This window comes from Rhizobium sp. CFBP 8752 (genome assembly GCF_014842035.1).
Taxonomy (GTDB): domain Bacteria; phylum Pseudomonadota; class Alphaproteobacteria; order Rhizobiales; family Rhizobiaceae; genus Neorhizobium; species Neorhizobium soli.
In genome coordinates, this window is record NZ_JACYUZ010000001.1 from 883552 (window position 1) to 902317 (window position 18766).

Annotated in this window: 21 protein-coding genes; 14 read left to right on the plus strand and 7 right to left on the minus strand. The window is 61.6% G+C overall.

Annotated features, from left to right (window positions below; genetic code table 11):
* Positions 1–146 precede the first annotated feature (146 nt).
* The 14 genes from urtE (at position 147) to ureG (ending at position 9421) form a co-directional block, all read left to right on the plus strand.
* Positions 147–842 carry an urea ABC transporter ATP-binding subunit UrtE gene (urtE, locus tag IFT59_RS04235; RefSeq protein ID WP_192086165.1) on the plus strand — a complete coding sequence of 232 codons (696 nt, stop codon included), beginning with the start codon at positions 147–149 and terminating at the stop codon, positions 840–842.
* 202 nt (positions 843–1044) lie between these two features.
* A complete protein-coding gene (locus tag IFT59_RS04240; RefSeq protein ID WP_192086166.1) occupies positions 1045–2199 on the plus strand; it encodes an alpha/beta hydrolase family esterase in 1155 nt (384 codons plus the stop codon).
* On the plus strand, positions 2136–2960 hold the full coding sequence (locus IFT59_RS04245; protein WP_192086167.1) for an urease accessory protein UreD: 825 nt from the start codon (positions 2136–2138) through the stop codon (positions 2958–2960). The genes IFT59_RS04240 and IFT59_RS04245 overlap by 64 nt, the downstream gene beginning before the upstream one ends.
* 33 nt (positions 2961–2993) lie before the next feature.
* Positions 2994–3296, plus strand: a complete 303-nt coding sequence (locus IFT59_RS04250; protein WP_062455242.1) for an urease subunit gamma — start codon at positions 2994–2996, stop codon at positions 3294–3296.
* A 10-nt stretch (positions 3297–3306) separates the two neighbouring features.
* Complete coding sequence (locus IFT59_RS04255) at positions 3307–3570, plus strand: DUF1272 domain-containing protein (protein ID WP_192086168.1); 264 nt, start codon at positions 3307–3309, stop codon at positions 3568–3570.
* 11 nt (positions 3571–3581) lie between these two features.
* Complete coding sequence (locus IFT59_RS04260) at positions 3582–3887, plus strand: urease subunit beta (RefSeq protein WP_062455246.1); 306 nt, start codon at positions 3582–3584, stop codon at positions 3885–3887.
* Positions 3884–4300, plus strand: coding sequence for a lysozyme inhibitor LprI family protein (locus IFT59_RS04265; RefSeq protein WP_174196334.1), 417 nt, complete (start codon positions 3884–3886; stop codon positions 4298–4300). The genes IFT59_RS04260 and IFT59_RS04265 overlap by 4 nt, the downstream gene beginning before the upstream one ends.
* Before the next feature lie 84 nt (positions 4301–4384).
* The gene (locus tag IFT59_RS04270) at positions 4385–4654 is read left to right on the plus strand and encodes an AbrB/MazE/SpoVT family DNA-binding domain-containing protein (protein WP_062455249.1); all 270 of its coding nucleotides are present in this window, start codon (positions 4385–4387) and stop codon (positions 4652–4654) included.
* The gene (locus IFT59_RS04275; protein WP_113109901.1) at positions 4651–5058 is read left to right on the plus strand and encodes a PIN domain-containing protein; all 408 of its coding nucleotides are present in this window, start codon (positions 4651–4653) and stop codon (positions 5056–5058) included. The genes IFT59_RS04270 and IFT59_RS04275 overlap by 4 nt, the downstream gene beginning before the upstream one ends.
* Before the next feature lie 3 nt (positions 5059–5061).
* Positions 5062–6771, plus strand: coding sequence for an urease subunit alpha (gene ureC / locus IFT59_RS04280; protein WP_192086169.1), 1710 nt, complete (start codon positions 5062–5064; stop codon positions 6769–6771).
* A gap of 25 nt (positions 6772–6796) precedes the next feature.
* Positions 6797–7480 (plus strand): TIGR02117 family protein, encoded by a 684-nt coding sequence (locus IFT59_RS04285; protein WP_192086170.1) that lies wholly within the window; start codon positions 6797–6799, stop codon positions 7478–7480.
* A gap of 102 nt (positions 7481–7582) precedes the next feature.
* Positions 7583–8059, plus strand: coding sequence for an urease accessory protein UreE (ureE, locus tag IFT59_RS04290; protein WP_192086171.1), 477 nt, complete (start codon positions 7583–7585; stop codon positions 8057–8059).
* A gap of 6 nt (positions 8060–8065) precedes the next feature.
* The gene (locus tag IFT59_RS04295) at positions 8066–8767 is read left to right on the plus strand and encodes an urease accessory protein UreF (RefSeq protein WP_249407481.1); all 702 of its coding nucleotides are present in this window, start codon (positions 8066–8068) and stop codon (positions 8765–8767) included.
* Positions 8768–8809: 42 nt separating this feature from the next.
* Positions 8810–9421, plus strand: a complete 612-nt coding sequence (ureG, locus tag IFT59_RS04300; protein WP_062455257.1) for an urease accessory protein UreG — start codon at positions 8810–8812, stop codon at positions 9419–9421.
* A 107-nt stretch (positions 9422–9528) separates the two neighbouring features.
* On the opposite strand, the gene IFT59_RS04305 is transcribed toward ureG, so the two are convergent.
* The 7 genes from IFT59_RS04305 to IFT59_RS04335 form a co-directional block, all read right to left on the minus strand.
* Entirely contained in the window at positions 9529–10215 is a 687-nt protein-coding gene (locus IFT59_RS04305) for a Crp/Fnr family transcriptional regulator (RefSeq protein ID WP_062455259.1), read from the minus strand.
* A gap of 187 nt (positions 10216–10402) precedes the next feature.
* Positions 10403–13714: an efflux RND transporter permease subunit gene (locus IFT59_RS04310; RefSeq protein WP_192086172.1), complete on the minus strand. Its 3312-nt coding sequence runs from the start codon at positions 13712–13714 to the stop codon at positions 10403–10405.
* Positions 13715–13724: 10 nt separating this feature from the next.
* On the minus strand, positions 13725–14969 hold the full coding sequence (locus tag IFT59_RS04315; protein ID WP_192086173.1) for an efflux RND transporter periplasmic adaptor subunit: 1245 nt from the start codon (positions 14967–14969) through the stop codon (positions 13725–13727).
* 284 nt (positions 14970–15253) lie between these two features.
* Positions 15254–16219, minus strand: a complete 966-nt coding sequence (locus IFT59_RS04320) for an ABC transporter substrate-binding protein (protein ID WP_062455262.1) — start codon at positions 16217–16219, stop codon at positions 15254–15256.
* A 55-nt stretch (positions 16220–16274) separates the two neighbouring features.
* Entirely contained in the window at positions 16275–17417 is a 1143-nt protein-coding gene (locus tag IFT59_RS04325; protein WP_446737797.1) for an ABC transporter permease, read from the minus strand.
* Positions 17414–18301 (minus strand): ABC transporter permease, encoded by an 888-nt coding sequence (locus IFT59_RS04330; RefSeq protein WP_192086174.1) that lies wholly within the window; start codon positions 18299–18301, stop codon positions 17414–17416. Before IFT59_RS04330 ends, IFT59_RS04325 begins: the two co-directional genes overlap by 4 nt.
* Positions 18298–18678 (minus strand): endonuclease domain-containing protein, encoded by a 381-nt coding sequence (locus IFT59_RS04335; protein WP_062455266.1) that lies wholly within the window; start codon positions 18676–18678, stop codon positions 18298–18300. The genes IFT59_RS04330 and IFT59_RS04335 overlap by 4 nt, the downstream gene beginning before the upstream one ends.
* Positions 18679–18766 lie beyond the last annotated feature (88 nt).

The window sequence follows — 18766 nt, forward strand, 5'->3', positions numbered from 1 at the left end:
GCGCAAAGCGCCGGGGTGGGGTGATCTTTGGGATCCCGGCGGTCACCCGCAGCTTCGCTGCGACCTCCCCCTTAAGGGCGAGGTGGAAGGATGCCGCAAGCTTGTCGATCCTCCAACGGCCGACACAAAGAGAAAAGAGACCAACCATGCTGACAGTCGAAAACGTCAATCTCCATTACGGTGCGGCACAGGCCCTGCGCGGCGTGTCGATCAAGGCCGATATGGGCAAGATCACCTGCGTTCTCGGTCGCAACGGCGTCGGCAAGTCGTCGCTGCTCCGCGCCGTCACCGGGCAGCATCCGGTGTCAGCGGGGACGATCAGCTTTCAGGGCGAGACGTTGAACGGGCTTGCACCCTATCACCGCGCCAGGCACGGCATCGGCTATGTGCCGCAGGGGCGCGAAATCTTCCCGCTGCTCACCGTTCAGGAAAACCTGCAAAGCGGTTACGCACCGCTGGAGCGCAAGGACAAGTTCATCCCGGACGACATCTTCGCGCTGTTCCCGGTGCTCAAATCCATGCTCGGGCGCCGCGGCGGCGATCTGTCCGGCGGCCAGCAGCAGCAGCTGGCGATCGGACGCGCCATGGTCACGCGGCCGAAAATCCTGGTGCTGGACGAGCCGACCGAAGGCATCCAGCCGTCGATCATCAAGGATATCGGCCGGGCTATCCGTTACCTGCGCGACAGTACCGGCATGGCGATCCTGCTGGTCGAACAGTATCTCGACTTCTGCCGGGAGCTGGCAGATCATGTCTATATTATGGATCGTGGCGAGATCGTGCACGAAGGCGCCTCTGAGACACTGGATACGGCAGAAGCAAGGCGACACCTAACTGTTTAGGGGTCAATGTTTGCATGGCTTCTATTCGTTAACGCGGTTTCAAAGCCTGGGCCTGTGTGCTAGATGAACAGCAGATGAACGCATCTTCCGAACATCGTAGATAACCCCCGCACCCCATGATGAGGCGCTGATGGTCTTTGAACGCATTGTTGGTTCTCGTTCCCGCTCCGCCCTTCGCGCTACCGCGACCGGAGCGTTTTTCTTGGCCGCAGGTGCCGCTTTTGCCGGCTGTGGCCAGCCTATGACGCCGGGTCTCCACCCGGTCACCATCGAGACCGACGGTATCGAACGCCAGGCCGTCTACTTCGTGCCGTCGTCCTATACAGGCAAGGACAAACTGCCCGTCGTGTTCGATTTTCACGGCAGCAACTCCAATCCGGTCGGCCAGTTGAAGCGCTCTTCCTGGGACAAGGTTGCCGAAAAGAACGGGTTTATCGCCGTGGCGCTGCAAGGCAGCCTGTCCGGCAAGGCGCCGGGCACCTATGGCTGGAACGTTCCGCATGTGCAGGTGAGCCAGGCTATTCTTCCCAATGGCGCCCAGGGCGGCCAGGACGAGATCGCCTTTATCGAGGATGCCGTCGAAGAGGTGAAGGATGACCTCTGCGTCGATCCGAACCGGATCTTTGCCTCGGGTTATTCCGGTGGCGGCCGCATGCTGTCGGCCTATGTCTGCTCCGGTCAGGACGATTTCGTCGCGGCAGGTTTTGTGAATTCGCTGCGCGCCGGTCGTCCCGTCGAGACCGATGGCAAGTGGGGGCCCGATGCCGCCAACTGCAATCCGGCCAAGCCGATCTCGATCGTGGCCTTTGCCGGCGAAAAGGATGCGCAGAACCCCTATGCGGGCGGCGGCAGCGCCTATTGGCAGTATGGTTTCAAGACCGCGATCAAGCGCTGGACCGATCTCGACGGCTGCAAGGGCAACGGTAACGCAAAGACTGTCGAAGGCGTGACCTACACGATGTACGGCACCTGCACCAACGGCGCCCGCATCGCCACCTACGTGTTCGAAAAGGGCACGCATGACTGGCCGAAGCCTTCAGAAGCCCGGGAAGCGGTGATGGCTGCCGCCAAGGATGGCGTTGCCGGCGTGACCAAGGTTTCGAGCGTCGTACCAGCCAAGCCTGCCTTCGACGCCAATGTCGATCCGGCTTTCCGGATGTGGGATTTCTTCTCGAAGGCCGACACGACGGATATGGTTGCGACGGCAGCACCGGCGAAATCCTCCGGTGGTTCGAAGTCTGGCACGACTGTTGCGTCTGACTGCTCGACACAGATCAACATGCAGGACACGACGTGCAGCAGCATTCAGCCGACGACACCCCGCCGCAGCGGGCAAGGGGTTCGGGACGCCTTGTAACCAAGGCGTTTGCCGGGCGCACACGGCTTGACCAGTTCTTCCAGGAAGGCTGCGCAAAAATACGCCTTCCGGAAACCTTTTCGCCTGAAATGGAGGCGATCCTCATCAACACGTCAGGGGGACTGACGGGCGGCGACGTGATCGATTGGTCCGTCGCCGCATCCGATTCCACCCGCCTCTCGGTCACCACGCAGGCCAACGAGAAAATCTACAAGGCGGCCGCAGACACCGCTTCCGTCTCCACCCACATCACCGTCGGCGAAAACGCTTCCGTGCATTGGCTGCCGCAGGAAACCATCCTGTTCGACCGTTCGTCGCTGACGCGAAGGCTCGATGTGGATCTGGCCGAAACCGCCGAATTTCTGGCGGTCGAAGCCGTCATCCTCGGTCGCAAGATGATGGGGGAAGCGGTCAATCTCGGCTTCTTCCGGGATCGCTGGCGTGTCCGGCGCGCGGGCTCGCTCATTCATGCAGAAGAAATGCGTTTCGACGGCGAGATCGCGAGGCTTGCGGAAGCAGCGGCCGTCCTTTCGGGCCAGGTTGCCTTCGCGACGCTGTTTTATTCCGGACCGCTGGCAGAAGCTCTCTTTCCGAAGCTGCGGGACTGTCTCGGGCCTACATCCGGCGGGGCCAGCTTCTTCAACGGCAAGATCGTTGCGCGTCTCACGGCACCGACCGGGTTCGAGCTCAGAAAAATCCTGGTACCGGCAATTTCCGTATTGCGTAACGGCGCGCCAGTGCCGAAAGTCTGGAACATCTGATTTGTCATTGATGACGCCGATTGCGGGAAGCCCATGAACCTCACCCCACGCGAAAAAGACAAGCTCTTGATTTCCATGGCCGCGGTCGTCGCCCGTCGTCGCCTGGAGCGGGGCGTCAAGCTGAACTATCCGGAAGCGATCGCGCTGATCACCGATTATGTGGTGGAAGGTGCCCGCGATGGGCGCTCCGTGGCCGCTTTGATGGAAGAGGGCGCGCATGTCATCACCCGCGACCAGGTGATGGATGGCATTCCCGAAATGATCCACGACGTGCAGGTGGAAGCGACGTTCCCGGACGGAACCAAGCTCGTCACCGTGCACGAACCGATCCGCTGAGGAGTTGGTCATGGCTCTCGAACTGCGCCCCAACTGCGAATGCTGCGACAAGGACCTCGCGCCCGACAGCCGCGAGGCGATGATCTGCACGTTCGAATGCACCTATTGCATCGATTGCGCCACCGGCGTGCTTGCCGGTACATGCCCGAATTGCAATGGTGAACTGGTGCGTCGTCCGGTGCGCCCGGCTGCTGCACTCGTCAACAATCCGGCCTCGACGGTGCGTGTTCTAAAGGCCGAAGGCTGCCAGCCAAAACTCTTATTGAGCGCCTGAGGAGGTGGACCATGATACCCGGTGAAGTCTTTACCGTTGCAGGCGAGATAGAACTCAATGTCGGCGCTCCGACGATCTCGATCGAGGTTTCCAATACCGGCGACCGGCCGGTGCAGGTGGGCAGCCACTACCATTTCTTCGAGACCAATAACGGCCTTGCGTTCGATCGCGACAAGGCGCGCGGCATGCGGCTCGATATCCCGGCCGGCACCGCCGTTCGCTTCGAACCGGGTCAGACCCGGTCAATCACGCTGATCCCGCTGTCCGGCGCCCGCAAGGTCTACGGGTTCCAGCAGAAGATCATGGGTGCCCTATGAAATCGCTGGCGCTTCTAGCCGCCTGTGGCTGCGTGCTGCTGATCGATGCCCCGGCGTCCGGCGAGGACAGGCCTGATGTGGACTGCGACAACGCCCAGGTCCAGATGGAACTGACCTACTGCGCCGAGCAGGAATTCATCGCCGCCGACAAGCTTCTCAACACGCAGTACAAGAAGACCCGCGACCTGATGCGGGCCCGTGATGCGGATGCCGATCCCTCCACGGCAGGTGCGGAGAAAGCCCTCGTCGCAGCGCAACGCGCCTGGGTCGCCTACCGCGACGCCCAATGCGCCTCCTACGGCTTCCAGGCCCGCGGCGGCTCGATGGAACCGATGCTGATCTATGGCTGCCAGGCGGGGCTGACTGCGAAGCGGACGGACGAGCTGAAGGAGCTGACGGAAGAGGGGAACTGAGCCTTTTTTGCGCCAGAAGCGACATTGGTTAGGCAGGAATTTTTGCGGTAAACTAGGCGCTTTCGATAGCGCCGGAGCACGATAATGGGCAGGTTCGAAGCCAAAACATCGACGGATGGAGAAGCAACGATCCCGGTCGAGGTGCGTCAGGCGCTCGGCCTGAAGCCTGGGGGCTCGCTGCAGTTCATCGTTGATGACGAGGGCAAGGTCACCGTCGAGGCGAAGAAGAGCGATCTCGCGCATTTGCGCGGCATCTTCGGCAAGCACGACGGCCCGCCAATGGATATCGAGGAGGCGATCACAGAGACGGTCGCCCGCCGAACGTCTCCCAGTCGCTCGGAGGATGATCCTTGATCGGTCTCGATACCAATATTCTTGCTCGATATTTTCTGGACGATGACCCTCTTTGGTCGCCACGGGTGGCGCAATTTTTTCACGAAAGACTTTCCACGAGCCGGCCGGGGTTCATCAATCCCATCACGCTGGTTGAACTCGTCTGGGTACTTCGTCGCAAAACCGGTTACGATCGCGAACGACTGGCCAGCCTTATCGAAGGACTTATCTCGTCCGATCGTCTTGTCATCGGCGACGCTGATGCGGTGGTCAGAGCGCTTGCGTCGTTCAGGACGGGAACTGCCGGTTTTGCGGATTACTTTATTGCCGAACTCAACACGGCTGCCGGCGCGTCACCAACCGTGACACTCGACCACGCCGCCGCCAAGAACATGCCTTTCATTCTGCTTTCTCAGGAAGTCTGATCCATGCCCTACAAAATGTCCCGCGCGTCCTATGCTTCCATGTTCGGCCCGACCACCGGTGACAAGGTGCGGCTTGCCGATACCGAACTCATCATCGAAGTCGAGAAGGATTTCACCGTCTATGGCGAGGAGGTCAAGTTCGGCGGCGGCAAGGTCATTCGTGACGGCATGGGACAGAGCCAGGCAACGCGGGCCGAGGGCGCTGTCGATACTGTCATCACCAATGCGCTGATCGTCGATCACTCCGGCATCTACAAGGCCGATGTCGGTCTGAAGGACGGCCGGATCCATGCGATCGGCAAGGCGGGCAATCCGGATACGCAACCGGGCGTGACGATCATCGTCGGACCATCCACCGAGGCGATTGCCGGCGAAGGCAAGATCCTGACCGCCGGCGGCATGGATGCGCATATCCATTTCATCTGCCCGCAGCAGATCGAGGAAGCGCTGATGTCGGGCATCACGACGATGCTTGGTGGCGGGTCGGGACCGGCGCACGGTACGCTTGCCACCACCTGCACCGGCGCCTGGCATATCGAGCGGATGATCGAAAGCTTTGATGCGTTTCCGATGAACCTCGCGCTGGCCGGGAAGGGCAATGCCTCGCTGCCGGCGCCGCTCGAGGAAATGATCCTCGCCGGCGCGTCATCGCTGAAGCTGCACGAGGACTGGGGCACGACGCCCGCTGCCATCGACAACTGCCTGACAGTCGCCGACGCCTTTGACGTGCAGGTGATGATCCACACCGATACGCTCAACGAAAGCGGCTTCGTGGAAGACACGATCGGCGCCATCAAGGGCCGCACCATTCATGCCTTCCACACGGAAGGGGCCGGCGGCGGTCACGCGCCTGACATCATCAAGATCTGCGGCAATCCTAACGTCATTCCGTCCTCGACCAATCCGACGCGGCCCTACACGATCAACACGCTGGCCGAACATCTCGATATGCTGATGGTCTGCCACCACCTGTCGCCGTCGATCCCGGAAGACATCGCCTTTGCCGAAAGCCGTATCCGCAAGGAGACGATCGCAGCCGAAGACATCCTGCACGATATCGGCGCCTTCTCGATCATCTCGTCGGACAGTCAGGCGATGGGCCGCGTCGGCGAAGTTGCCATCCGCACCTGGCAGACGGCCGACAAGATGAAACGCCAGCGCGGTCATCTGCCCGACGAAACCGGTGATAACGACAATTTCCGCGTCAAACGCTATATCGCCAAATACACGATCAACCCCGCGGTCGCGCACGGCATCAGCCATGAAATCGGCTCGGTCGAAGTCGGCAAGCGCGCCGATCTGGTGCTCTGGAGCCCTGCCTTTTTCGGCGTAAAGCCGGAAATGGTGCTGCTCGGCGGCTCGATTGCGGCAGCACCGATGGGTGATCCAAACGCATCGATCCCGACGCCGCAGCCGATGCACTATCGCCCGATGTTTGCAGCCTATGGCAAGCTGCGCACCAATTCCTCCGTCACCTTCGTCTCCCAGGCGTCGCTCGACGCGGGCATCGTCGGCAGGCTGGGGGTCGCTAAAAAGCTTCTCGCTGTGCGCAATACCCGTGGCGGCATCTCCAAGGCGTCGATGATTCACAATTCGCTGACGCCGCATGTGGAGGTCGATCCGGAAACCTACGAAGTGCGCGCCGATGGAGAGCTCCTGACCTGCAAGCCGGCAACGGTTCTGCCGATGGCACAGCGGTACTTCCTCTTCTGATGCAATACCTTCCCGGACACGGCGCATGAAGAGGCTTGCAAGGCGGTTGCTGCTGGCGATCCCGGCAATCGCTATCCTGATCGTTCTCGCCGTCGCCGTTGGCACATTCGTGCCGCGGCCATTGTTTGCGCCGGATCGGCCCCACGCTTCCGAAAACACGCGCCGGATTCTGGTTCTTTCGAACCCGATCCATACGGATCTCGTCATCCCGCTCGATGCGGAAACGCGGGCGTCCTATTCGTTTCTGGAAGCATCAGGCATTCCCGTCGCCGATCCCGCGGCAGAATGGCTGGTGATCGGCTGGGGAGGGCGGTCCTTCTATCTGGAAACGCCGACCTGGGCCGATCTCAAACCCATGCCGGCCTTCCGCGCGCTGACCATCGATTCCTCGGTCATGCATGTCGATGTCGCCGGCGGCATAGACGACACGCATCCGGCAGTGCAGGCGTTCGATCTCGATGCTGATGAATTCCAAGCCATGTCCGACTTCATTCGTGCGAGTTTCGTGGAGGTGGATAACAAGGTCGTGCCCATCCCCGGCGCAGGCTACGGCGTCTACGACCGCTTCTTTGAAGCACACGGTTCTTTCAACGCGCTTGCCGGCTGCAACACCTGGACAGCAGGGGCGCTGAGGGCCGCGGGACTGCGCACGGGACTGTGGAACCCCCTGCCGCAATTGCTGGCGCTGTCGCTCCGGATTTTCAATTGACGGCCCATGCTTTTCCCGGCCACGGATTTTGCAGCCGGGGCGTAACTAGGCCTTGTGCCGAGCATCGCGCTTGGTGATTATGCCGCCTTCAAGGAGACTTTCATGCAGCATATCCATTCCTATCGTCCCGCCGGTGAAATCAGCGATCCGCCGGTGGATGTCGTCACCTTGCCGCATGATCTGCGGCACCTGCGCCGCAAGCTGCTGCATTTGTCGAACGGCGACATGGTGATGCTCGATCTCAAGGAAGCGGTGCTGTTTCACCATGGTGACCGGCTGGTGCTTGAGAACGGTGATACGGTGGAAGTGCAGGCGGCGCCGGAAAAGCTGTTCGAGGTCAAGGCGCGCGATACGCTGCACCTGATCGAGCTTGCCTGGCATCTCGGCAACCGGCACCTGTCGGCGCAGATCGAGGACGGCCGTATCCTCATCCTGCGCGATCACGTCATCCGTTCCATGCTGCAGGGCCTCGGCGCAACCGTCACCGACATTGACGAACCCTTCCAGCCGGCCCGCGGCGCCTATCACGTGCATGGCGGCCATGATCACGGCAGTCACGGTCATCATGCCCATGACTGAATCGGTATGATGCAAGACGTGGGTCTGCAGGGTAAGCTTGGGCAGGGGCTAGATACGCACGCCTTGCTCCGTCTGATGGCATGGCTGTCTCCGGCTTTTCCGATCGGCGGCTTTGCCTGGTCGGGCGGGCTGGAACGCGCGGTGGCGGATCGGCTGGTGACATCGGCCTCGGATCTCGCATCCTGGCTCGAAACCATCCTGCTTCACGGTTCGCTCTGGAACGATGCGGTTCTGTTTTCGAGCGCTTTCGAGGCTGTCGATCAACCCGACGCGTTGAAGGACCTCTCCGAACTCGGTCTGGCGCTGGTAGGCTCGGCAGAGCGTCATGCGGAAACGTTATCGCTCGGCCAGGCCTTCGTCACGGCGGCCATCGCCTGGCCGCACGCTGTGCTGCAGCTTTTGCCGAAACAGGTGCCCTTTCCGGTCGCGGTCGGCGCCATCTCGGCGGCCCATGGCGTGCCGAAGACGAGCGCAATCGCCGCCTATCTGCATGCGGCTGTCTCGCAATCGGTCTCGGCCGGCATCCGCCTTGGTGTGTGCGGTCAGGCCCACGGCGTCGGCATTCTGGCCGGTCTCGAGGCTCTGGTCGGCGAGATTGCGACCAAGGCACAAGGCGCAACGCTCGATGATCTCGGCGGTGCCGCCGTGCAGGCGGAGATCGCCTCGCTTCGCCACGAAACACAGCATTCGCGGCTGTTCCGGTCCTAGCGACCGGGATAAGCTGTTGCAGCAATCGAAAGGAATGTCCTCATGAAATCGGCAAACGGACCGCTTCGCGTCGGGATCGGCGGGCCGGTCGGCTCCGGCAAGACGGCGCTCACCGAAAAGCTCTGCAAGGCGATGCGCGACAAATATTCGGTCGCCGTCGTCACCAACGATATCTACACGAAAGAGGATGCCGAAGCGCTGGTGCGGATGCAGGCGCTGTCGTCTGACCGGATCGTCGGCGTTGAGACGGGCGGATGTCCGCATACGGCGATCCGCGAGGATGCGACGATCAATCTTCAGGCGATCGCCGGTCTCAACGAGCGCATTCCGGATCTCGATGTCGTGTTCATCGAATCCGGCGGCGACAATCTGGCGGCGACGTTTTCTCCTGACCTTGCCGACATCACCATCTACGTGATCTCGACGTGCCAGGGAGAGGAAATTCCCCGCAAGGGCGGACCGGGTATCACCCGCTCCGATCTCCTGATCATCAACAAGAAGGACCTGGCGCCTTACGTCGATGTCGATATCGACGTGATGGACAGGGATGCTTCACGGATGCGCGAGATGAAGCCACATGTCTTTACCGACCTCAAGCGCGGCGAGGGCGTCGAGCATGTGGTGCGGTTCCTGGAGACGCAGGGCGGGCTGTGAGATCGCAATGACGAGGTCTGCGGTTTCCTGATCCGTTGAGGCAAGCCATGCTGACGCGAGTGGCCGGCCTGCTTAGGCCGGCCTCCCGGGTTACTTGCTTCGACGGTTCAGATTTCCCGCAGCGCCTGCACGTCCACCACCTGGATGATGCGGCCGCGAACCGTGACGCCTGTCTTGCGCAGGGACGAAAAGGCGCGCGACAGGGCTTCGGGAGCCAGTCCCAGCATGCCGGCGAGCAGGCTTTTCTGGAACGGCAGGCGGATGGCTGCCGGTCCACCGTCAACCGGGCAGCGGCTGAGGATGTAGTTTGCCACCCGTTGCGGCGCCGTGAACAGCCGGTCGTTGGCAACACAGTCCATCGTGCTGATCAGATGACGCGACAGGGTCGTCATCACGGCGCGGGAGATACCGGGATCCTCTTCAGCCAGATCCTTGACCGTCTGCAGGTCGAAACGCACCAGCGTGCAGGTCTCTGCGGCCTGGGCGAAAAAGGGATACTTCCGGTCCGCATAAAGCATGCACTCGCCGAACGTATCTCCCGGTGCGGAAATGCGGATATCCGCATCGCGCCCGTCTCGGCTCAGCCGGTAGAGGCGGACATAGCCATTCAGCACACAGTAAAACGCTTCGGCACGTTGGCCCTCTCGCACGATGAGGTCACGGGCGGACACTGTCTCGACACTCATCGCCGACAGCATCTTGACCAGCGAGTTACCGGTCAGGCCGTGCATGAAAGGCGTTTTCATGAGAACCGCGCGGTCGCGATTGTTGAGTTTGATGTCGCCGTTGCCCATGTCCGTTCTTCTTTTCTGGCGGGGAGCTTCCTAGAATGTAATTATTCTAAATTAACACGTGCTCCGAAGCGCGTTTTGACGTCGATCAAATCGTCCAAGATTCTTTGCGATCGGGATGCGCTTTTGCATTTCCGCACCCTTCGACGTCTTCTGCCCCACCCGGAATCGCTTGCTCGGACCGGTGATTTTACTCCGCAGCCATAGGCGGAAGCCGCAGGACCTTGGCGCCGCCAGAGGCGCTGAGCATATCGTGGTCGATGCCGTTTTCGCGTTCCAGCCGGCGAAGCCGCTCGCCGAGGTCACGGTTCTCCTGGGTCAGTTCCTCGTTGGAAAGGCCGAAATCCTCCTCTTCTTTCTTGCCGACCAAGCGACCGAAGATCCGCCCGAGCAGGCCGGAAAGATCGTCCATGATGAGGAAGAAGGCGGGGACAACGAGGAGCGACAGGACGGTGGAAACGATGATGCCGCCGATCACGGCGATTGCCATCGGGGCGCGGAACGATCCGCCTTCGCCGATACCCATCGCCGAGGGCAGCATGCCGGCCGACATGGCGATAGACGTCATGATGATCGGGCGGGCGCGCTTGCGGCCGGCTTCGACCATGGCGTGAACACGCTCCAGTCCGTGGCGTTTCATCTCGATGGCGAAATCCACGAGCAGGATGGCGTTCTTCGTGACAATCCCCATCAGCATCAGGATACCGATCAGAACCGGCATCGACAGCGCGTTCTGGGTGACGATCAGGGCCACCGCCACGCCGCCGATCGCAAGCGGCAGCGAGAACAGGATGGTCAGCGGCTGGATGACGTCCTTGAACAGCAGGATCAGCACGACCAGAACCAGAAGCAGGCCCATCAGCATGGCATTGCCGAAGCTCTGGGTCATTTCCGCCTGCACCTTGGCGTCGCCGCTTTCGGCCAGCCGAACGGATGGCGGAAGGTTGGTTTCGTCGACGATGCGTTTGAACTCGGCCGACGACGTGTCGAGTGCCGTGCCGAAGGGCACATCCGAGCCGATCGCCACGACGCGGTTGCGGTCGTTGCGCGTGATCGAGCTCGGGCCTTCCGAATAATCCACGTCGGCAACACTGGTGAGTGGCACCGTGGCACCGCTTGCGGTCCTCAGCTTCAACGCCTTGATCGCTGCTAGATCACGCCGCACATCGAGTGAGGTCTGGACACGGATCGGGATCTGCCGGTCATCCAGGTTGATCTTGGCGAGATTGGCGTCGATATCGCCGATGGTCGCGACGCGCACCGTTTCGGAGATCTGCTGCGGCGTAATGCCGAGGCGCGCGGCTTCCGCCATGCGCGGACGGATCTGCAGTTCCGGCCGGGGCAGGGCGCCGTCGGAGGAAACATTGGCAAGGATCGGCGAAGCGCGCAGGCGCGATTCCAGGAGCCCGATCGCATCGTTCAGGTCCGCCTCGTTGTCGGAGAGGAAGTTGAACGCTAGTTCGCGCTCGGCACGGTCGTTGACCTTCGAGATACGCACGTCCGGGATATCGCGGATTGCGGCAAAAATGTCCTTTTCCACGTCCCATTGCGGACGGGTACGGCCATGTTCTTCCATTTTCGGCAAAGAAGAGCCGATCAGCGGCAGGCTGCCCAGCCCCTTGTTGACCAGCGTCTTGATCAGCGAATGGTCGATGTTTTCGAGGATGACACGAACGGTCGAACGACGCAGTTCGAGATCGCCCTTGGGCGATGCGCCACCGAGCACGAAGACGCTTTCGACGCCGTCGATATCGCGAACCGCGCGGTCGATCTTTTCAGACGTCTCGGCGGTCTCTTCCAGTGTCGCATTGGGCGGCAGCTCGACGGAGAGAACGACGCGCGAGGAATCGTCGGGCGGCAGGAAGCTGCCGGGCACCTTGCTCAGCAGCATGAGCGAGCCGGCGAGGAAGGCGATGGCGCCAAGAAGCGTCGCATAGCGCCAGTACCATTTGCGGGTCGTGCCGGTGACGAGGCGCGTATAGGCGCGCATGATCCAGCCGTCATTGTCGTGATGGTCTTCCATCCCGTCTTCGGCGCGCATCAGATAGGCTGCCATCAGCGGCGTGATCAGGCGCGCGACTGCCAGCGAGAAGAAGACCGAGAATGCAACGGTCAGACCGAACTGGATGAAATACTGGCCGGGAACGCCCGGCATGAAGGAGACGGGCACGAACACGGCAATGATCGTGAAGCTTGTTGCGATGACCGCGAGCCCGATCTCGTCGGCCGCCTCGAGTGCGGCCTTGTATGGCGTCTTGCCCATCTTGATATGGCGGGCGATGTTTTCGATCTCGACGATCGCGTCATCCACCAGAATGCCGGTCGCAAGCGTCAGCGCCAGGAACGAGACAAGGTTGAGCGAGAACCCCATCAGGTCCATGACCCAGAAGGTCGGGATTGCCGACAGCGGCAGGGCGACGGCCGCAATCAGCGTTGCGCGCCAGTTGCGCAGGAACAGCATGACGACGATGATGGCAAGGATCGAGCCTTCGACCAGCGTGTGCAGGGCCGCTTCGTAATTGCCGTAGGTGAAATAGACGGAGTCGTCGACCATGGCGATCGCAACGTCGGGATGCGCCTTGCGCACGCCGTCGAGGCTTTCCGCCACGGTTTCGGCGACCGAGACTTCGCTCGCACCCTTGGCGCGGAAGACCGCGAAGGTGACGGCCGGCGTGCCGTTGAAGCGCGAGAAGGATTTCTGCTCCTCGAAGGTATCGGTGACGGTCCCGAGTTCCGACAGGCGCACGAAGCGATTGTTGGAAAGGCTGATCGACGTCTCGGCCAGCTGCGCCACATCGCGGGCATCGCCGAGCGTGCGGATTGTCTGTTCGTTGCCGGCCACCTGGCCGCGGCCGGAGCCGAGGTTGACGTTGGTGCCGCGGATCTGCTGGTTCACGTCGGCTGCCGTGATGCCATAGGCATCGAGCTTGGCGGGATTGAGCGACACGCGCACTTCGCGATCGGAGCCGCCGTAACGGTCGATCCGGCCGATCCCGGCCTGGCCTTCCAGCGCCCGCGTCACCGTGTCGTCGACGAACCAGGAGAGTTCTTCGAGCGTCATGTTCGGCGACGAGACGGCGAATGTCTGGATCGCCTGTCCTTCGACATCGACCTTGGTGACGATCGGTTCCTCGATGCCGGCCGGCAGGTCGCCGCGGATCTTGTCGATCGCGTCCTTGGTATCCTGCACCGCTTCGGGCGTTGGCTTTTCGATGCGGAAGACGACGACCGTCTGCGACTGGCCATCGGTGATGGTGGACTGGACCTCGTCGATGCCGCTGATCGAGGCGACGGCATCCTCGATCTCCTTGGTCACCTGTACTTCCAGTTCGGCAGGCGATGCGCCGGACTGGACGACGGTGACGGAGACGACGGGCACGTCGATATTCGGGAAGCGGGTGATCGGCAGCGCATAGAAGGACTGAATGCCGACGTACAGCAACAGGGCAAAGCCGAGAAGCGGCGCGATCGGGTTGCGGATGGACCAGGCGGAGAAGTTCATCTTCGCGTCCTCAATTTGAAACGGCGGCGGGCGGGGCCCGGTCAGCTTCGGCCTTGTCGGCGCCAGCCTTTGAGCCCGGCAGGACCGGGTTGATCTTGTCGCCGTCGCGCACAAAGGCGCCGGCCTTGGCGACGACCCGGTCGCCCTCGGCAATGCCACTGACGATCTGGATGAAGCCGCCGTCCTGAATGCCGGTTTCTATCTTGACCTGCGTGACGGTGTCGCCTTCCACCTTGCGGGTGACCGAGCCCGAAGGCGCGGTGGTCACGGCCGAGAGCGGTAGGGCAAGCGCTGTCGTTTGCGTGATGACGACCTCGGCGCTGCCATACATGCCCGATCGGGCGCCGCTTTCGTCGTCGACGACGATATGCACGGCACCGAGACGGGTGGTTGCATCGACGGAGGGCGAAACGATCCGCACCTTGCCTTCGATCTTGCGTGTGCCGCCGGCAATGGTGATGATCGCCTTCTGGCCGAGCTTCACCTTCTGGATGTCTGTTTCCGAAAGATCGGCCACGAGTTCGATCGCGCCGTCCTTGATGATGGTGAAGAGCGGTTCGCCGGCGCCGGCGGCAATCGCGCCGATCCGCGCATTCTTGGCCGTGACGACGCCATCAACCGGGCTTTTGACGCCGGTGCGGGCAAGGTTGAGGTCGACGTCCTTGATCTGCGCATCGACGACCTTGACGTCGGCCTCACCGACGGAAACGGCCTGTTTCGCCGCGTTCAGCCGTGCTTCGGCGACTTCAACCTGGGCCTGCGTCTGTTCGACCTGGCTCTGGCTGCTCGTGCCGTTTTGTCCGAGTTTTCTGGTGCGGTCGCGCTGGCGGATGGCGTCGGCAAGATTGGCTTCGGCCTCGATCACCTGCGCCTTGTATTGCGCGACGCCGGCCTCGGCCTTGGCCCTGTTTGCCTCAAGCTGGCTTTTTTGCAGAATGAGCGAGTCGTCGTTGAGGGTTGCGAGAACCGCGTCCTGCTTCACCTCGTCGCCGACATCGGCATCGACGCTGCGGATAGAGAGACCGTCGACCAGAGGCTGGATGTAGATTTCCTCGATCGGGCGGATCGTACCGGTCGCGATGACCCGATCGGTCATCGGGCGGGTTTTGGCCTCGGTCACGATGATCGACGGAAGGTTCTTCTGCGGTGCGGTCGGCTGTGCTTGCTGCGCCAATGCCGGAAAGGCGAGGAGCGTGATCAGGGCAGGGGCGAGGGACGCCGCCAACAACGCGAGCTTTGACGAAATGCGAAACATGCGACGACTTCCGATGCACCAGAGGGTCTTTATTTCGCTGTCCGGGATCCGCGCCCCTCCCTGCGCAGTTCCTGATGAGGTGGTGACGACCCAAAGCCGCCACAAGTCCGTCACCCGACAAATTCATGTCCCGTGTTTTTACGGCTTCCGTCGCCGCAAATCAATCTGCTCGCGGAAATGCCAAGACCAAGATCAGTGATGGTTACCGCCCCATAAAATATGCCCGGCAGCGCGCCGGGCATATACTGTTTTCGGCAGGTTAGATCGGCTCGATCAGGCCCTGCTTATTTAAGAGCGGCGGTCGTTACATCGGTCGTGTAGCCACCATCCGGCTGCTTGGTGATGATCTTCTGGTCGAGCAGCGCCTTTACCGTGCGCTCGTAGGTCGCCATGTCCAGCTTGCCGTCGCCGATCAGCTTTGCCACTTCGCCCATCATGCGCTTCTGGTGGTTCTCGTCCTGGCCGCCATTGTCCATGACGATCTCTGCGGCTTCTTCCGGGTTCTCGATCGCGTATTTCCAGCCCTTCATCGAAGCGCGCACGAACTTGACCATGTTCTCCTTGAACTTCGGATCGGCCAGCTTGGTATCGAGAGCGTAGAGCCCGTCTTCCAGAAGGTCGTTGCCGAGCTTGGTATAGTTGAAGACGACCAGATCTTCGGCCTTGAAGCCGGCGTCGATCGCCTGCCAGTATTCGTTATAGGTCATGACGGAGATGCAGTCCGCCTGCTTCTGGATCAGCGGCTGGACGTCGAAGCTCTGCTTCAGAACCGTCACGCCATCCGTACCGCCCTCGGTCTTCAAGCCGATCTTGTTCATCCAGGCAAAGAACGGATACTCGTTGCCGAAGAACCAGACGCCGAGCGTCTTGCCCTTGAAATCGGCTTCCGTCTTGACCGGGCCGTCCTTCGGGCAAATCAGCTCGAGACCGGACTTGGCGAAAGGCTGGGCGATGTTGGTCAGCGGTACGCCCTTTTCGCGGGCAACCAGCGCGCCGCCCATCCAGTCGACGATCACGTCGGCGCCGCCGCCGGCGATCACCTGTTCCGGAGCGATATCGGGACCACCCGGCTTGATCGTCACGTCGAGGCCTTCCTCCTCGTAGAAGCCCTTGTCCTTGGCCACGAAATAACCGCCGAACTGGCCCTGGGCGACCCATTTCAGCTGCAGCGTCAGCTTGTCGGCGGCGAATGCATTGGATGCGGCAAGCGAGAACGCTCCCGCCATCAGTGCCATGATCATCTTTTTCATTGTCGTTTCCCTCTTTTGTTGCCGCCCCCGTTTTCGGGATGCGGATCGTCAGCGACTAACCCCCACGGTTAGACGGATGCCAGAATGTCGTTGCTCTCTCGGCAAGGGCGACGACGCCATAAAAGAGCGATCCGGCGAGCGCCGCAACCGCGATTTCGGCCCAGACCATGTCGACATTCATGCGCCCGATCTCGGTGGAGATGCGAAAGCCCATGCCGACGATCGGCGTGCCGAAGAATTCCGCGACGATGGCGCCGATCAGCGCCAGGGTGGAATTGATCTTCAGCGCGTTGAAGATGAAGGGCATGGCGGCCGGAAGCCTGAGCTTCATCAGCGTCTGCCGGTAATCCGACGCATAGGAGCGCATCAGGTCACGCTCCATCGTTCCGGAGGCGGAAAGCCCGGCCACCGTGTTCACCAGCATCGGGAAGAAGGTCATGATCGTGACGACGGCGGCCTTCGACTGCCAGTCGAAACCGAACCACATGACCATGACCGGTGCGACGCCGATGATCGGCAGCGCCGACATCAGATTGCCGATCGGCATCAGTCCTGCGCGCAGGAAGGCGAAGCGGTCGGCCAGGATCGCCACCACGAAGCCCGCGCTGCAGCCGAGGATGTACCCCGCCAGCACCGCCTTGAAGATGGTCTGCTGGACGTCCGCCCAGAGGATCGACAGCGAGGCTGCAATCCGCAGCCCGATCGAGGAGGGCGGCGGCAGGAGGATGAAGGGCACGCCGAAGCCGCGGGTGAGCGCCTCCCACAGGATCAGCAGCCACGCGCCGAAGATCGCCGGGATCGCGAGACCCAGAAGCCCATCCGCAAACCTGGAACGGGTCCGGATCTCCGACAACAGGCTGACGCAGCGCCATGCCAGCAGCCAGTTGGCGGCGATCATCAGGAAAAACGCCGTTGCCGCCTTGCCTTCGTTTCCGGAGAGGCCTGAAATCAGGATGCTGGTCGACAGGTGGCAGAAGACGAAGATCGCTGCCGCGAGAAACAGGGGCGGGAGCGGCAGAAACGAAACGACCGCGCCTGCAATCGACAGAGCGAAGATCGCAAATAGTGCCATCGGTGCAAAACGCGCCACCGCATCGGGATCGAGGAGCGGAAGGGTCGCAAGTGCGGCGAGCGACAGCGCCAGGGACAGCCAGCCCTGCCATGACGTGAGGAGGGAGGTTCGCATCAGCGCGCTCATGTCGGCTTTCCTCCCATGTTGCGGTTGACGATCTTTCCGGCGATCCCGACGACTGCGACCAGAAGCGATGCCAGCACCGAGCCCGCAACCAGCGCCGCCCAGATATCGATCGTCTGGCTGTAATAGGCGCCGGCGAGAAGCTTCGAGCCGATGCCGGCGACAGCACCGGTCGGCAGCTCGCCAACGATGGCACCGACCAAGCTTGCGGCAATCGCCACCTTCATCGAGGTAAACAGGAACGGCACCGAGGCGGGGACACGCAGCTTCCAGAAAGTCTGTGCGGCGCTGGCATGATAGGTGCGCATCAGATCGAGCTGGATCAGTTCCGGCGAGCGCAGGCCCTTCACCATACCGACTGCGACGGGGAAGAACGAGAGGTAGGTGGAGATCACTGCCTTGGGCACCAGACCGGAAATCCCGATCGCGCCGAGCGTGACGATCACCATCGGCGCGACGGCAAGGATCGGCACGGTCTGCGAGGCGATGATCCACGGCATCAGGCTGCGGTCGAGCGCGCGCACGTGGACGATGCCGACCGCGATCAGGATGCCGAGAAGCGTTCCGAAACCGAAGCCCGCAAGCGTCGAGGAGAGCGTCACCCAGGCGTGATAGACGAGGCTGCGATTTGAGGAAACGCTTCGCAGAAACGTGTTCTCGAAAACATTCGACGCCACCTGATGCGGCGCCGGCAGGATCGGTTTCGGCTGTGACATCGTCTTGCCGAGGAATTCCATCGGCGTCGAGGTCACACTGGCGCGCCGGTCGAGATCGCGCTGGAATGGCGCGTTCATGAAATACGCGCCGACATACCAGATCGCGACGATGACGAGGACGACTGTTGCGACGGGCAGGATGCGGGATTTCAGTGTGTCCTGGGTGGTCATGTCGGCGGCCTTTCCAGAAAAGGCGCGATTAGAGCTTCGATGGTCGTGAAGACGTAATCCGGTCCGTCAATGACCTGATGGTTATCGAAACGCATGACAGTGAAGCCCTGTCCCTTCATGAACGCATCGCGCCGCACGTCGTGAGCCCGACCATGATCGGTTTCATGACTGTCGCCATCCACCTCGATCACGATTCTGGCGGAAAGCCACGCGAAATCAGCAATATAAGGACCGATTGGAGTCTCGCGCCTGAAGCGCGCGCCAAACTGCCGGAAGTCGCGGAGCATAGTCCACATCGCGGATTCGGCTTTGGTCAGTTCGCGGCGAAGCCGTTTGGCGCTTCGTCGTGTCCTGGGATCGATGTTGGAATGCGGCATGCGAATTCCTTTCTCGAAAAACGACAAGACCCCGGCGACATGCTGATGTGATCGGTAAAAGAAAGACCCCCTCTGGCCTGCCGGCCAT

Coding starts and splice junctions, on each gene's coding strand:
- IFT59_RS04315 (WP_192086173.1), bottom strand. CDS start 14,969: ATGTTTCGCATTTCGTCAAAGCTCGCGTTGTTGGCGGCGTCCCTCGCC.
- IFT59_RS04295 (WP_249407481.1), top strand. CDS start 8,066: ATGATGCAAGACGTGGGTCTGCAGGGTAAGCTTGGGCAGGGGCTAGAT.
- IFT59_RS04265 (WP_174196334.1), top strand. CDS start 3,884: ATGAAATCGCTGGCGCTTCTAGCCGCCTGTGGCTGCGTGCTGCTGATC.
- IFT59_RS04330 (WP_192086174.1), bottom strand. CDS start 18,301: ATGACCACCCAGGACACACTGAAATCCCGCATCCTGCCCGTCGCAACA.
- IFT59_RS04325 (WP_446737797.1), bottom strand. CDS start 17,417: ATGAGCGCGCTGATGCGAACCTCCCTCCTCACGTCATGGCAGGGCTGG.
- ureC (WP_192086169.1), top strand. CDS start 5,062: ATGCCCTACAAAATGTCCCGCGCGTCCTATGCTTCCATGTTCGGCCCG.
- IFT59_RS04255 (WP_192086168.1), top strand. CDS start 3,307: ATGGCTCTCGAACTGCGCCCCAACTGCGAATGCTGCGACAAGGACCTC.
- IFT59_RS04310 (WP_192086172.1), bottom strand. CDS start 13,714: ATGAACTTCTCCGCCTGGTCCATCCGCAACCCGATCGCGCCGCTTCTC.
- IFT59_RS04260 (WP_062455246.1), top strand. CDS start 3,582: ATGATACCCGGTGAAGTCTTTACCGTTGCAGGCGAGATAGAACTCAAT.
- IFT59_RS04320 (WP_062455262.1), bottom strand. CDS start 16,219: ATGAAAAAGATGATCATGGCACTGATGGCGGGAGCGTTCTCGCTTGCC.
- ureE (WP_192086171.1), top strand. CDS start 7,583: ATGCAGCATATCCATTCCTATCGTCCCGCCGGTGAAATCAGCGATCCG.
- IFT59_RS04285 (WP_192086170.1), top strand. CDS start 6,797: ATGAAGAGGCTTGCAAGGCGGTTGCTGCTGGCGATCCCGGCAATCGCT.
- urtE (WP_192086165.1), top strand. CDS start 147: ATGCTGACAGTCGAAAACGTCAATCTCCATTACGGTGCGGCACAGGCC.
- ureG (WP_062455257.1), top strand. CDS start 8,810: ATGAAATCGGCAAACGGACCGCTTCGCGTCGGGATCGGCGGGCCGGTC.
- IFT59_RS04305 (WP_062455259.1), bottom strand. CDS start 10,215: ATGGGCAACGGCGACATCAAACTCAACAATCGCGACCGCGCGGTTCTC.
- IFT59_RS04335 (WP_062455266.1), bottom strand. CDS start 18,678: ATGCCGCATTCCAACATCGATCCCAGGACACGACGAAGCGCCAAACGG.
- IFT59_RS04270 (WP_062455249.1), top strand. CDS start 4,385: ATGGGCAGGTTCGAAGCCAAAACATCGACGGATGGAGAAGCAACGATC.
- IFT59_RS04250 (WP_062455242.1), top strand. CDS start 2,994: ATGAACCTCACCCCACGCGAAAAAGACAAGCTCTTGATTTCCATGGCC.